The organism is Streptomyces sp. NPDC018000 (assembly GCF_044328025.1).
Lineage (GTDB): Bacteria > Actinomycetota > Actinomycetes > Streptomycetales > Streptomycetaceae > Streptomyces.
In genome coordinates this window covers 1-13,887 of sequence record NZ_JBIRGM010000044.1, presented here as the reverse complement: position 1 = coordinate 13,887, position 13,887 = coordinate 1, and the positions used below count along the sequence as shown (strand labels likewise).

Below are 13,887 nucleotides of genomic sequence, written 5' to 3'. Positions count from 1 at the left end.
GCCGGGAAGAGGGCCTGTCACTTGGCCGGCACCGTCTGGACGGTGCCGGTGTGCCGGGCACGTTCGGCGGCGAACGCCGCCAGATGACTGCCGAGCGTGGCCTTGGTGCCGGAGCGGACCGCGGCCGGGTCGCCGGTGGCGACGGCGTGGACGAAGGCATCAACCAACGCCGTGTCTCCGCCGCCGTGTCCCTCGGCGGCGTTGGAACCGCTCGTGTCGACCTCGTGGACGGTGACCTCGTCGGTGCGGAAGTCGTGGACGGTGACGCGCTTGCCGTCGCCGCGCAGCCAGCCGTGCGAGCCGAAGATCCGGGTCTGGCGGTCGGTTTGTTCGGTGAAGGCGACCATGGTGAACGTCGCAGTCATGCCGCCGGACAGCTGCATGGCGAGGACCTGGTGATCGACCACGTCGTTGTCGACGCTGTAGGCACACAGGCCGTACGGGCCTTCGCGCAGCGCGGTCAGCAGCGCGGTCTCGTCCGTGGAGTCCGTGACGTGGGTGACCGGCCAGACCGCACCCTTCTCGCGCAGCGTCGGCACGTACAGCTTGAGTGCGGAGTAGGGGCAGCCGTCCTCGACGACGCAGTCCAGGCAGCGCTCCGCGGCACCGGCCGGGGCGTTCTCGGGCCGGAAGTGCTTGAGCCCACCGAAGCTGGCGACCCGCTCGATGCGCTCCCCGGTGACGTAGGAGATCCAGTCCAGGTCGTGGCAGGACTTGGCGAGCAGCATCGGCGAGGACGCCCGCTCACTGCGCCAGGGCCCGCGGACGTAGGAGTGCGCGTAGTGCCACCAGCCGACGGGCTCCAGGTGCTCGACGCTGACGAGTTCGCCCAGCACGCCCGAGCCGACAACCTCCTTCACCAGGTCGGTGTAGGGGGTGTAGCGCAGGACATGGCAGACGGCGAAGAGTACGCCCGCCTTCTCCACGCCCTCGATGAGGGTGCGGGTCTCGGCCTCGCTGGGCGCCAGGGGCTTCTCGGCGAGGATCGCGTACCCGGCCCGCGCCAGCGCCAGGACGGGCTCGACGTGATTGCGGTCCTGGGTGGCAACGATGACGGCGTCGGCGATGGCGTCCCCCTCGACGAGCGGCCGCCAGTCGTCGAACTCGAGCTCCGCCCCGGCCGCGGCGCGGGCAGCCGGCCGGGGGTCGGCCACGGCCACGAGGCGGGCGCGTTCGGGGTGGGCTTTGATCCACGCGGCATAGGCGAGGCCGCGGTTGCCGGCGCCGACGAGAGCCACGCGGACGGGCCGATCGGATATCGGAAGGTGCATGGACATTCCCAAGAGCTCCGTAGAGGTAAAGGAGAGGCACGCGATGGACAAGGCGTACGGTGGGGCCGGGAGGCGTCTCCCGCGGCGATGCCTGGACGCGGAGCCGTCAACGGCTACCGGGTGCGGAGAGCTGACAGGGGCCGGCTGCCGATGCATACGGCGCATACCGGGGCCGCCTGAAAGCCGGAAGGCGGACCGCGCAGTGGTCTCTGCGATCCGGAACACGGGCTGCCCGGGTCGATGACGGGAGGTCCGGAACGGCCGTTCACGGGCGCGCCGCCGTGGGCCGCCGGTTGTGCGCGAGATACGTCGTCTCGACGTGCTCGATGGCTCGCCAGATCGCACCGAGCGCGACCCGGTCGTCGCCGAGCGAGGACGGCTGGAGATCGGGGACCCGGATACACAGCGGCTCCAGACGGTTACGGAGGCGCGGGAGCAGGACGTCGGCGGACTGGGCCAGTCCCCCACCCAGCACGACCCGTTGCGGGTCGACGGTCAGCACCATGGCCGCGAGGCCGAGGGCCACGTCGCTGGCGTAGCGGTCGACGGCGCGCACGGCGACGGTGTCGCCCCGGCGGGCGGCGGCCAGCACATGGGCGGCGGCGTTCCGCGGGGGTACGTCGGACGGGACGGTGGGACAACACGCCAGGCGGGTGGCGGCGGTCGCCCAGGGGGTGACGGGGAAGCTGCCGATCTCGCCCGCCGCGCCGCCGTATCCCCGGTGCACCCGGCCGCCGATGATCAGCGCCGAGCTGAGGCCGAGACCGGCGTGGAGGTAGACGGCGTCCTCGATGTCCCGTGCCGCACCGAGGCGTTGCTCGGCGAGTGCGGCCAGCCGGGTGTCGTTGTCCACCAGGACCGCCCCGGCGCAGCGTTCGTCCAGGTGCTCGGCGAGCCGTACACCGGTCCAGTCGGCGGCCGCTCCCGCGAGTACGACGTCTCCCTCCGGGCCGACGACGCCGGTGGTGCCGGCGCTGATCGTCCAGATCCGGTGGGCGTCGATTCCCGCGTCGTCCAGGCACTCGGTCATCACGTCGCCGATGACGGCAAGCCGGTCGGCGCGCCGGATGTCCGGCGGCACCGTTCGGCGGGCCGTGGTAACGACCGTGCCGCAGAGGTCGGCGAGCACGGCGAGGACGCTGTGGGCGCCGATGTCCAGCCCGAAGACGTAACCGGACTCGCCCCGGAACCGGTAACGGCGGGCCGGCCGCCCCACCGCGCCGGGCGCGGGCGGGACTTCGGCCGCCCACCCCTGGTCGGTCAGCTCGGTGGCGAGGTCCTCCGCCGAGGCGCGGGAGAGACCGGTGAGCGTGGCCAGCTCGGTCAGCGTCACCGGCGCGCTGGCACTTCTCAGCGCCCGCAGCGCGCCGAACGCGTTGAGCCGACGCAGCTGCGCCAAGTCACCGCCGGCGGGTCGGGATGCGTCCATGTACTCCTCTTGACGTCGTTTCAGCCGTAGGGATTAATCAGAGAGTCCACGAAAATATTGCGATGGTCAAGCGCCAGGAGGACGCAGAGGTCGCTCAGGTCCGCGGAAAAAACGCCCACTTATTGGGAAGACTCTCATAACCCGGAGGGACCACGATGCCCCGAAAACGCCCTAGACCACTCCTCATCCTGCTGCTCGCCCTGACCGTTCTGGTCGCGGGGCCTGCCCCCTTGGCCGCGGCCCGGGGAGGTGGCGGCACCAGTAAATCGGCACTGGACCGGACGTGGTTCGGCCCCGAGGCCGACCTCGGCGTCCAGCAGGAAACGGTCTCCATCAACGACGCCGTGGTGGGCACGGAGGACGGCCGGCCCACGATGTACACGACGGTCTCCGCCGAGAACGCGATCTTCAACGTCATCGACATCCGGCACAACCGGCTGCTGCGCTCGTTCACGCTGCCTGGCGTGCAGCAGTCCTGGCGGCATGCGATCGGCCCCGACGGCACCGTCTACATCGCCGCCATCACCGGCGGCCAGACAGGAGAGCTGTGGAGCTACAGCCCGGCCGACAAGGAAGTGCGCGAGCTCGGCACCGTTCCGGGCGAGAAGTCGCTGTGGTCGATGACCACGGACCCGGAGGGCAATGTCTGGATCGGCACCTTCCCCAACGGCAAGGTGTTCAGATACGACCCGCAGAGCAAGGACTTCCACGACTACGGGCAGATGGTGCCCGGCCAGCAGTACGTGCGCTCCATCGCCTACCACGACGGATCCGTCTACGCGGGCGTCGGCTCCGTCGGTGACGTCATCCGGCTCGACACCGCCACCGGTACGAAGACGAAGATCTCCGACCAGGTCCCGGCGCTCCTCGGAGTGGAGCCCCACGAGGTGCCCTTCGCCTACGACATGACGGTCGTCGACGGCTGGCTGTTCGTCAAGTTCAGCGACCCGCAGATGAAGCTGCTCTTCTACGACCTCGACGCCGGCAAGTGGAGCGACAAGTCCGTCGGCAAGAACACGCCTTCCGACGCGGGGGCCTTCTCCTTCAACCAGCTTCAGTCGCGGGACGGGAAGGTGTACGTCACCAACAACCGCGAGCTGTACGAGATCGACACGGCGACGCTGGAGTCCCGCTCGACCGGAATCGCCTTCGGTACCTCGCTGCGCGGTGCCGCCTGGATACCGCTCAATGATCCGGACCTCCCCGGGACCTCGCTCGTCACCCTGCAGTCGGGCGGCAGGATCACCGCTTTCGACATCGCGTCACGGCGGAGCAAGGCGCTGCCCTCGGTGGTGCAGGGCGCGCCGAACCCGCTGCACAACCTGGAGGCGGCGCCGGACGGCACGCTGTTCATGAGCGGCTACCCCGGCGGCACCGGGTCCCGATTCGACCCTCGCACCGGCCGCACCACCCGCTTCCCGATGGGCCAGGCCGAGGGCATGGCGGGCCTGGGCGACACGATGTACTTCGGCATCTACCCCGGAGGCATCATCTCCTCGGCGAAGCTGGACGCGGCGACCCCGGCCGTCTCCGAGAAGTTCCGTCTCGGCTCCGAACAGGACCGGCCGTACGTGGTGAAGGCCCACGACGGCAAGCTGCTCATCGGTTCCATCCCCGACTACGGAAAGCTCGGCGGCGCGCTGACCATCTACGACCCCGCCGACGGGGAGAAGAAGACCTACCCCGACATCGTCCACAACCAGAGCGTCGCCGGGCTCGCCCAGCGCGGCGGACGGATCTACGGCTCCACCACCGTCTACGGCGGTCTGGGGACCGACGCCACTGAGTCCGAGGCCAAGATGTTCGTCTGGGATGTCGCCGGCGAACGCAAGGTCAAGGAGTTCGCTCTCGACCTCCCCGGCCTCGACAGCCCGAAGATGATCAGCGGTCTCAGCTTCGGCCGCGACGGCCTGCTGTGGGGCGCGGCCGACGGATTCCTGTTCGCGATGGACCCGGACACCCTCCAGGTCGTCAAGTACAAGAACGTCTACCCTGAGGTGAAGAACTACGGCATGTGGCGGCCGGTCTACCTCCGCTGGGGCGCCGACGGCCTGCTGTACACCACCCTGGCCAGCAAGCTCACCGTTGTGGACCCCAAAACCATGGACCACGTGACACTCGGCGACTACGACGAGGAGGTCGCCTTCATGACCCTGGCCCGGGACGCCGACGGCCACGAGAACATCTACTTCCTCGGCAAGACGGCGGAGTCCCGGCTGCGGATGATCCCGGTGCGCCACGGCCTGGCCGGCGCCGTGGCCGTCGACAACGCCGGCTTCGAGGTGGCGCCGCTGGACGACGGCGCCGTCCCAGGGTGGCAGGGCGGTGGCACCCTGTTCACCCTCTCCCAAGAGCGGGCGTACACCGGCAGACGCAGCATGAAGATCGTCGATGCGGCCCGGAGCGGCCCCGAGGCGTCGGCGGAGCTGACCAGTGAGCCGGTGCCGGCTGCCGCGGGGGCGTACTACCGGGCCCGTGCCAAGGTATACATCGAGGACGGGAGCACCGACGATTCGGTGCTGCTGCTGAGTTTCCTCGACAGGGCCGGCCAGCCGGTCGGCCGGATGGCGAGCGCACCGCTCCGCAGCGCGGACCAGCGGCGCTGGATCGACGCGCAGGCGAGTGGTACGGCTCCGCCTGGTACGGCGTCGGTCCTCATCTCGCTGTACTCGTCCGCGTGGAACCTCATGACCGGATACGTCGACGCGGTGAGCCTTCAACAGACCAGGCGTGGGTGACACCCACGCGCGGACACCAGGCCGCGGCGACCGTACGCCGTGGCCCGGTGTCGTCGATGCGGCGCTCAGCCCTCGCCGTCGAACTCGCACCGAACGGCATCACCGCCAACACCCTCGCACTCGGCACGGCCCGGACCCCGATCGACGGCGTGTTCCCCTTCGACCGCGATGCGTTCGAGACGGCCTACCGGGAGCGTATTCCGCTTGGCTGCTACTCGGTGCCCGACGAGAACGTGGGCCCGCTGCTGCTCGCCTCGGATGCCGGGGCGTACATCAACGGGGCCCGGATCGTCGTGGACGGCGGAGTGCTCGCCGAACAGATGCACCGGATGCGCTTCATCTGTCCCGCCGCGTACGCGGCGTACGACGCTCAGCTCTGCCACCCTTTGGTGACCGGGTCAGCACAGAAGGAAACTTGACGCCATGACACACACCTTGCGCACCCTCGCCCCGGCCGACGAGGCAGCCGTGCACGCGCTATGGGCGATCTGCTTCGACGCCCCGCACCTCCCGGCGCTGCACGCCCTGGACCCCGACCGCCACCGGCGGACCTTCGTGGCCGCGCGCGGTGACACGGTCGACGCCGTCGTCTGCTACGTGCCGCGGCAGCTCCGCGACGCCCGCGGCCGGGTCGAACGGGTGGGTGGTATCGGCAATGTCGCCACCCGCCCCGAGGCACGGGGCCAGGGCCTGGTTCGCCGGCTGCTCGCCATTGCCGCCGAGGCCATGACCGCCGAGTCCTGCACATGGTCCCTGCTGTTCACGGCCACTCCCGGGGTCTACGAGCGCTCGGGTTGGACCGGCTTCCGCACTTCCTGGGCTGAGGGCCCGCTCACCACTGTTGGCCCACCCGAGCCCCGCTTCCACATCCGTGCGGCCACCCCGACCGACGCCCCGCGGCTGGCAGAACTGCACGCCGGATTCAACGCCGCACGCCCACTCACCGCGGTGCGGACGGCCAACGACTGGATCCACCGCGTGCCCGCCTGGTACGGCCCCGGCGCCGAATGGCTCATCGCCGAGGACAACGGGGGGACCGCGGTCGGCTACACCGTGACCCAGCACATCGGCGAGGCCGTCGAGGTCCGCGAGTGCGCGGTGACGGAAGCCGCACCGGCGGCCCTCGGTGAGTTGCTCGCTGCGGTGGCCCGCCGGGCCCGTGCGGCGGGCGCCACAGTCGGCCGGGCTCACCTCCCCGAGGACCCAGCCGTCCGCGCTGCCCTGCCCCGGCTTCTCGCCCAGGATCAGGCCCGGGAGCGGGCGCAGACGGTGGGTATGGCCCGCCCGCTCCTTGCCCCGCCGGAGGCGATACGCGCCACGCTGCAGGCCACGGGAGCAACCCACTGGCATGGCGACTCGTTCTGAGCCAACAGTCCCAGGGCTCGATGTGTTTGCCTGCCGTCCACTCAGCGGGGCACGTCACCGGGACCTCGGCCAGAACCGGGCGCACTTCGACCTGAGCCCCGTGGGTTCAGCTTGTCGCGGCTGCCGTTGCATCCGGCGCAGCCGTCCTCGCCGTGGATGTGGCCGGCCATGACCGTCACGTTGATGACGACCGCGTACAGGTCGCTGCCGGTCTGGGCCAGGGAGTCCGGTACACCAGCGAGGCCAGGGCGATTTCGGGGTTGTCGAGCGGCAGCATCGGGGCCTGGCGCACGCCCTTCTCGTTGCTGCTCTCCTCGTAGGAGGACAGACTCTGCGCGAGGCGATCGGCTGTGGCCTTGGCGTCGAAGTACCGCCAGGCGGAGTGCACTTGGATCCCGAGCCGCTCGGCCACGGTGTTGAGGTCCTTCTCGATGGTTTCCTCAACGGTCGACGGCGCGAGCGTCACCCCCTATGAGCCAGCTCCGCGAGCGTCTGGGCAACAGCTTCACCGAGGCCGGAAGGACGTCCGCGGTCGGCTCACGTCGAGGCAGGTCCTGAACGTTGCAGTCCGCGATGCTCCTTCCGCCGGGTGTCGCCGGGGCCCGCGCCCTCTGGGGTGGCGCGGGCCGCGGCGCGGGGCAGCAGCCCAGGTCGTCCTGTCAAGACCGCGGGCTGCACCTTCCCTGTCTACGGGCCCGGTGGCACCCCCGCGACCCGCGGAGAGCAGCACGGCTACGGCTGTCACCCGTCCGGGCGGCCGCACGGCCATCGGCGAACCGGGCTGCCGTTCCGCGTTGGCTGCATACGCGAGAACGGGAGTCATTTGTCGACGACTTTGGGAGTCAGTTCGTACGACGCAACCAAGATCAATGTCGATGAGATTGGGAGTCACCCATTGCGCACGATCAAGACAGGTGTTCGGCCTCGCGGTCACCGGACCGGCGCTCAAGGAGACAGCAGCGTCAACGCGGCAATTCCTCGTGGTGTGGTTACCACCACTCCCACACGGTGGCTGGCTGGATAGGCAGCGGCATCAGTGTCCGGCGATCGTGTGTCCCGGAAAACAACGTGATCCGAAGGGGGAACAGTGAGTCGTCCCATGGAACGCGCTCTCGCGCGCCGCACGTTACTGGCCGGTGCAGCGGCGGCCAGTGTGGGAACGGTCTTTGCAGGCGCGGGGAAGGCCGTGGCCGGTGGGCGCGGAGGACCGGTGAGACAGGCGGCAGTGGCCGCCGAGACGGCGCGTCTGGAGCGCGCGTTGATCGAGTTGCGGCGGGACATCCACCGGCACCCCGAAGCCCCGGGGCGGGAGCAGCGCACGGCCGCTGCGGTGGCCCGGAAGCTGCGGGCGGCGGGGCTGACCGTTACCACCGGGGTGGGCGGCCACGGTGTCGTCGGTGTCCTGCGGGGTACGCGTCCAGGCCGGACCGTTGCCTACCGGGCGGACATGGACGCGGTTCCGCCCACAGACATCGTCGGGACAGGTCCCGCGCCGGCCCACGTCTGCGGCCACGACGTCCACACCACAGTGGGTATCGGCGTCGCTCAGGTCCTGGCACGGCTGCGGCAGCAGTTGAGCGGAACAGTGGTTTTTCTCTTCCAGCCTGCCGAGGAGACCCTGTCCGGCGCCCGCGCACTGATCGACACTGGCGTGTTGGAGCGTATGGGCATCGAGGAGATCCATGCGCTGCACTGCGGGCCGTTTCCGGTCGGCCAGTTCGCTGTGACTCCGGGCTACGGGTTGCCGGGCCAGGACAAGGCGGAGGTGACCCTCTCCGGGCCGGACGCGCTCGATGCCGCGCGGCGCCTGACTGCCGACATCGGCGCGCTCGCAACGGTGGCGGTGCCGCAGACCCCAGCGGACCTGGAGCGCCTCGTCGCCGACGCCAAAACGCCCAACGGTCCGCTGGCCCGGTTCGTAGCCGTGCGGGCCAGGGCCCAGGAGGCCACGGTGAGTGTGTCCTATCGCTGCTGGCCGCCGGAGCGGTACGTGAAGGTCCGTGAGGACATTGGCCGAGTGAGCATGCTGTACTTGGGGGCCGCGACACGCTTCCCCGCCGAGCCGTTCCCGGCCATGGTCTGCCCAGAGCGCGACGCCAACCTGCTCGCCCACCACCTACGCCGGACCATCGGCGGTGACACGGTCATCGAGCTTCGTGCCGCCTTCCCCTTCAACGGTGAGGACTTCGCCCTCTACTTGGACCGGATCCCCGGTACGTACACATTTCTCGGCGTCCGTGCTCCTGGAGCACCCATCACAACGAGCTTCCCGCACTATCCCGACTTCTCCCCAGATGAGCGCGCCATCGGCGTCGGCGTACGGGCGATGGCTGGCTGGATCGCCGAGCGCACCCACGGGGCGCAGGGCCTGTCAGGCGGATTCAGGGCCGGGGGCGACTGACTCCCGTTCTCGTGAACATCGCCTATTCGCTCAAGTCTGCGACTCCCCATCTCTCGTCGAAACGACGTCGCAACTCGCTTACATAGCCAAGCGACCGACCGGTTCGGGGTAGCGCTCGCGGGGCAGGTGTGGGGATCGGCGAAGAGCTCCTGGGCGGCCTTCTCCTCCGGTGGGGGCGGCGGGCGTAATCCGGAATGCTCAGAAAGGCCCGCCGTATTCAGGCACGACCGGTGTCAGAGACATGGCCGTCGTGGTGGCTGCGATGGTCGCCGTCAGAGTCAGGGTGCTGTCCACCCGCTGCCTGAACGGCCGGTGTCCGGCTGCCAGCGCTCGCTGTGCGCCCGCCCGGTCGGCGTACGAAGGGCTCCCGGGTGGGCTCCGTCTTCCACAGTGCCCCGGCCACGCCGGGGGCCGGTGGCTGGGCCGAACGAGGGGTCGACAGTACGCAGAAGAAGGTTGCCCGCGGCCCAGAGCGGTTGATCCGCGGGCACACGCGATGATGCCTGACCTGAACTCTGCTGTCTTCCCGTCAGTCACAGGACACCCCACCGACAAGGGCATGGTGGCCCCGGCGATGAGACGGGGCGCACGGACGGCTACATAGGCATCGACGTCAGTCAGGCGTTCGGTATCGGGTCCGCCGCCTTGTGGCGGACCCGTGTTTCTCCTAGTAGGGCTTTGTTAGGTACCCCGACTGATCATCGCCAGTTAGGTTGTGATCTTCTGTCAGGTGTGACACCTGAGGAGATGGAGATTGTCCGCCCGCGCCTGGAGGCGTTCGCGGTGGAGATGCTTGGTTCGCTGGCGCGTCGGGATCAGCGGGCCAAGGGTGAGCTGTATCTGCGTGGGCTGATGCTGGACGGCAAGCGTAAGTCCATGCAGCCGATGGCTGAGCGCCTGGGGGTGGACCATCAGCAGCTGCAGCAGTCGTTTCTTCCTCGACCTGGGATTACTCCAAGGTCCGTGAGCGGTTGGCTCGTTGGGCTGCCGCGCATATCTCTCCCGAGGCGTACGCGATCGATGATGTCGGCTTCCCCAAGGACGGCTACGACTCGCCGGGGGTGGCGCGGATGTACTGCGGCGCGCTGGGCAAGCGCGGCAACTGCCAGGTAGGCGTCAGTGTGAACCTGGTCAGCGACCGCGCGTCATCGGCTGTCGACTGGCGCCTGTTCCTGCCCGAGAGCTGGGACGACACCAAGTACGGCCAGGACAAGCTGATGGCCGGGGCGATCCGGCGCCGCCGTGCCAAGGCGGGAATCCCGGACACCGAGCGGCACCGGGAGAATGCGAAAAGGTGCGCAATCCGGGCCGCCGACTCGACGACGGCACCGCGCTCTGCACCAACTGCACCCCGCGGCCCGAGCGCGAGTGCACACACTGCGGAACGGTCGCCCGGCACAGGTACAGCGATGACGACGGTGCTCCACGCTGCAAGAACTGCTATCAGGCCCCGAAGCGACGCTGCGGGATCTGCGGTGAGGAGCGCGCCATCGCGGCCCGCCAGGCCGATGGCCAGACGGACGCCTGCACCCACTGCTACCGCGGGGCCAAGGGAACCTGTGCTGTCTGCGGCCGCTTCCGTCACGGCCGTCACGCCACCGCCAGCGACGGAGCGTTCCACTGCATGTCGTGCTGGCCACGGCCGATCCGGAAGTGCGATGACTGCGGCGAGATGAAACCCGGACACAGCACCTGGCCCATCGGCGATCATTGCTCCGGCTGCTATCAGCGACGCACCCAGGTGCCCGCTCCGTGCTCGGCTTGCGGGCGCCTGCGCGTGATGGTCGCCCGCGGCGCCGATGGTGGGGAGATCTGCCGGGCCTGCTGCGGCATGGACGCCCCCAACTCCTGCTGCCGACAGTGCAACGCACCGGACGACATCTACGACGATGGCCGCTGCCCCCGCTGCGTCCTCACCGACCGCGTCCACGACCTGCTCAGCACCGAGGACGGCACCGTTCCCCTGCCGCTCAAGCCTCTGGCCGCGGCATTGACAGACACGGGTAATCCCTATGCGGTCCTCAACTGGCTGCGACGCAGCCGCAGCGCGAAACTTTTCGCCGAACTCGCTCTCCTGCAAGGCGAGTTCAACCACGAGACGCTGGACGCGCTGCCCCAGAACGAGCCCATACGCTACCTTCGCGGTCTGCTCGTCGCGGCCGGCGTTCTGCCCCGCCGAGACGAGGACCTCGCCCGCCTGGAACTATGGCTGGCCAACGCCCTCCGACAACTCCCGCCGCACCAAGCCCGAGTGATCAGGGCGTTCGGTGAGTGGCACGTCGTCCGCGACGCCCGCCGACGCGCGGCCCGGGGCCGCTACACCGCCCTGGCCGCCACCGGCGGCATCAGGGCCCGACGCCTCACCGGCAAGCTCGCCATCTCCTGACCGTCCAAGAGGAACTCTTCCGAGTTCCTTGACAAAAAAGACCTCCACGACCAGCTCCGGCGCTGCCTCAACAACGACACCATTCCTCGGGAAGCACGCATCATCGGTGCCCTGATCAGGCTCTATGCCGTCCCTGTCTCCCGCATCGTCGTCCTGACCACCGACCGCTTCCACCGTGACGACAATGGCGCCTACCTCACCCTCGACCGTCACCCCGTGCTACTGCCGCCGAAGCTGGCCGTCCTCATCGAGGAGCAGATCGCCCAGCCCGTGACCGACTCACGGATGCTCCAGCAGTTCGGCAACAGAGACGGCTACCTCTTCCCAGGCAAGGCACCGGGAAGGCCACGGAACGTGGTCGGTACGCACAACCTGCTGAACCAGTTCGGGCTGCCAGTTCTCTCCGCCCGCAACACCGCCATGATCGAAGCGGTCACCAGCCTCCCGCCCATCGCGGTCGCCGACCTCTTCGACATCCACCCCAACACCGCCCAGAGGTGGGCGAATTATGCCAAAGACGATTGGAGCGCCTAACTTGCGGCACACAGGATCACCGACTAACGGAACGCTCGGCACGGACCGCCTCGCTTGCGCACCATCGTGAACGCGGACTCTGTGACCATCGGAGGAATAGCTCTCACCGACTCGCTGTCTCAGCGGAATACGTGGACATTCTCCTCAGCCCACTGCCGGAACGGCCTCCCCGGGAAGCAGGTGACCTGTGAAAACGTGTCGCGCACTGCCAGCAGTTCGTCATTGACGTCTCCACCTGTGACATCAAGTACCGCATCCGCGGCCTCCTCCCCGAAGACCGCAGTCATCTGATCACGAGCCTCCTGTCGGCTGATCTCGATGAAGGGCACATCCCGCCCGAGTGCTGCCGCGATGGCCTCGACTTGCTGCCGGGCTGTCACCGGCTCCGGACCGGTCAGGGCATATGTCCGCCCCCGGTGGCCGGGCTCGGTCAGCGCAACCCGCGCCACAGACGCGATATCGGCGGGATGGATCGTGGGCAGCCCGATTTCCGCATACGGCGCACGGACCGTCTCACCGCTGCGGATCGACGCCGCCCACATCATGGCGTTCGAGGCGAACTGCGTCGGCCGCAGGATCGTCCAAGCCATGCCGCTGTCCTTGAGTAGCCGCTCGACCGTCAGGTTCTCGCCGGCAGGGCCCAGATGCGGATGGCTCTGGACGGTAATCGACGACACCAGGACCACGTGCTCCACACCCGCCCGCCCAGCAGCCGCGATGATCTCCGCGTCCGGGCCTATACGTGAGACGAGGAACAGCGAGCGCACCCCGTCCAGAGCAGGCTTCAACGACTCCGGAGCCGCGAAATCACCCTCAACGGCCTCGACCCCCTTGGGGAACGACGCCCGAGAAGCGTCACGGGTGAATCCTCTGAGCAGCCCCGCACCGCATTCCTGCAACTCCCTCAGTAGTGCACTGCCCACATTTCCGGTGGCTCCGGTCACGAGGATCATGAACGCGTTCTCCTGTCGTCAGAGATCAACTTCAGGACACGCTAGAAGCTCAATCGCACTTCAGGTCAAGGAGGCTCCACTGCCACGCATACGCGGAGAACCCGGTGCTTCGCCCAGGGAACTGCCCTCCGACGAACTACATGGCGGGGTCGGCGTCTGGAGCCTGCCTCGGCGGCACGGTGAACCGGATCATTGCTCTCGGGCAGGGCCCGGCGCACGCCTTGAACCACGAATAGCACACCCTCGGAATACCGGCTCTCCACCAGTCCAATGACGCGGTGGAGCCTGCCGAGTACCGGGTCTGGGCCCGGGCACCTGAGCACGTACGGCCCGTGGACGGCGTCTCGTACGACGCCGTGCCCACCGAGTACCTGGAGCCGCCCACGATCGTCGAGCAGGCGCTGGGGCCGCGCCGCCCACCCGGCTGGGTACTGGCCAAGGCAGGCGGCCGCGGTCCTGGCCGGGGTGCCGTGCATGCCGTCGACTGCACGGAGGCTCCGGCTGGGGCGCCGGTTCTCACACTGGAGCAGGCGCTGGACGCGGCGGAGCATCCCGGTACCCGACTGTGTTCCCTATGCGGCGCGGCGGCCGAGTTGGACCCTGTGCTCAAGGGTTTCGACCAGGGATTCGGTGGAAGCTGAGCTGAGGTGTGTCAGAAGTTCGGCCAGTGGGCGTAGTCCTGTCGCGGCTTCCTGTGGAGCCAGCGCTCGACGGCGCGGCCTATGCGTCCACGGGGAGCCGGTGGCACGGTGGTTTTCACCGGTCGGTGCTGCGGGACGTCCGGTGGTGAGTCCCTGGTGGTTGCGGGGT

Annotated in this window: 10 protein-coding genes and 2 pseudogenes; 8 read left to right on the top strand and 4 right to left on the bottom strand. The window is 68.9% G+C overall.

Annotated elements, in window-relative coordinates:
* Positions 1-17: 17 nt before the first annotated feature.
* Together ACH4EW_RS32010 and ACH4EW_RS32005 are read right to left on the bottom strand one after the other, a co-directional pair.
* Positions 18-1,277: a Gfo/Idh/MocA family protein gene (locus ACH4EW_RS32010; protein WP_398263005.1), complete on the bottom strand. Its 1,260-nt coding sequence runs from the start codon at positions 1,275-1,277 to the stop codon at positions 18-20.
* A 259-nt stretch (positions 1,278-1,536) separates the two neighbouring features.
* On the bottom strand, positions 1,537-2,700 hold the full coding sequence (locus tag ACH4EW_RS32005) for an ROK family protein (RefSeq protein ID WP_398263003.1): 1,164 nt from the start codon (positions 2,698-2,700) through the stop codon (positions 1,537-1,539).
* 155 nt (positions 2,701-2,855) lie between these two features.
* Between ACH4EW_RS32005 and ACH4EW_RS32000 the strand changes: the two genes are divergently transcribed.
* From ACH4EW_RS32000 to ACH4EW_RS31990, 3 genes are read left to right on the top strand one after another with little or no spacing between them, the layout of a single operon-like run.
* The gene (locus ACH4EW_RS32000; protein ID WP_398263001.1) at positions 2,856-5,438 is read left to right on the top strand and encodes a hypothetical protein; all 2,583 of its coding nucleotides are present in this window, start codon (positions 2,856-2,858) and stop codon (positions 5,436-5,438) included.
* Positions 5,435-5,857 (top strand): SDR family oxidoreductase, encoded by a 423-nt coding sequence (locus ACH4EW_RS31995; protein WP_398262999.1) that lies wholly within the window; start codon positions 5,435-5,437, stop codon positions 5,855-5,857. Before ACH4EW_RS32000 ends, ACH4EW_RS31995 begins: the two co-directional genes overlap by 4 nt.
* Positions 5,858-5,861: 4 nt before the next feature.
* Entirely contained in the window at positions 5,862-6,803 is a 942-nt protein-coding gene (locus tag ACH4EW_RS31990) for a GNAT family N-acetyltransferase (RefSeq protein WP_398262997.1), read from the top strand.
* A 175-nt stretch (positions 6,804-6,978) separates the two neighbouring features.
* Here ACH4EW_RS31990 and ACH4EW_RS31985 read toward each other — a convergent pair whose 3' ends face one another.
* The gene (locus tag ACH4EW_RS31985) at positions 6,979-7,269 is read right to left on the bottom strand and encodes a hypothetical protein (RefSeq protein WP_398262995.1); all 291 of its coding nucleotides are present in this window, start codon (positions 7,267-7,269) and stop codon (positions 6,979-6,981) included.
* A 633-nt stretch (positions 7,270-7,902) separates the two neighbouring features.
* Between ACH4EW_RS31985 and ACH4EW_RS31980 the strand changes: the two genes are divergently transcribed.
* The 4 genes and pseudogenes from ACH4EW_RS31980 to ACH4EW_RS31965 all read left to right on the top strand — a co-directional run bounded on the left by ACH4EW_RS31980 (position 7,903) and on the right by ACH4EW_RS31965 (position 12,124).
* Positions 7,903-9,204 carry a M20 family metallopeptidase gene (locus ACH4EW_RS31980; protein WP_398262993.1) on the top strand — a complete coding sequence of 434 codons (1,302 nt, stop codon included), beginning with the start codon at positions 7,903-7,905 and terminating at the stop codon, positions 9,202-9,204.
* 747 nt (positions 9,205-9,951) lie between these two features.
* Positions 9,952-10,466: pseudogene (locus ACH4EW_RS31975) on the top strand (transposase); the annotation flags it as partial.
* Positions 10,467-10,498: 32 nt separating this feature from the next.
* On the top strand, positions 10,499-11,590 hold the full coding sequence (locus ACH4EW_RS31970; protein WP_398263007.1) for a hypothetical protein: 1,092 nt from the start codon (positions 10,499-10,501) through the stop codon (positions 11,588-11,590).
* 216 nt (positions 11,591-11,806) lie between these two features.
* The gene (locus ACH4EW_RS31965) at positions 11,807-12,124 is read left to right on the top strand and encodes a hypothetical protein (RefSeq protein WP_398262991.1); all 318 of its coding nucleotides are present in this window, start codon (positions 11,807-11,809) and stop codon (positions 12,122-12,124) included.
* A 119-nt stretch (positions 12,125-12,243) separates the two neighbouring features.
* On the opposite strand, the gene ACH4EW_RS31960 is transcribed toward ACH4EW_RS31965, so the two are convergent.
* Positions 12,244-13,077: an NAD(P)H-binding protein gene (locus ACH4EW_RS31960; protein WP_398262989.1), complete on the bottom strand. Its 834-nt coding sequence runs from the start codon at positions 13,075-13,077 to the stop codon at positions 12,244-12,246.
* Positions 13,078-13,352: 275 nt separating this feature from the next.
* Between ACH4EW_RS31960 and ACH4EW_RS31955 the strand changes: the two are divergent.
* Positions 13,353-13,718, top strand: a pseudogene (locus ACH4EW_RS31955) (DUF6233 domain-containing protein); the annotation flags it as partial.
* Positions 13,719-13,887: the final 169 nt, after the last annotated feature.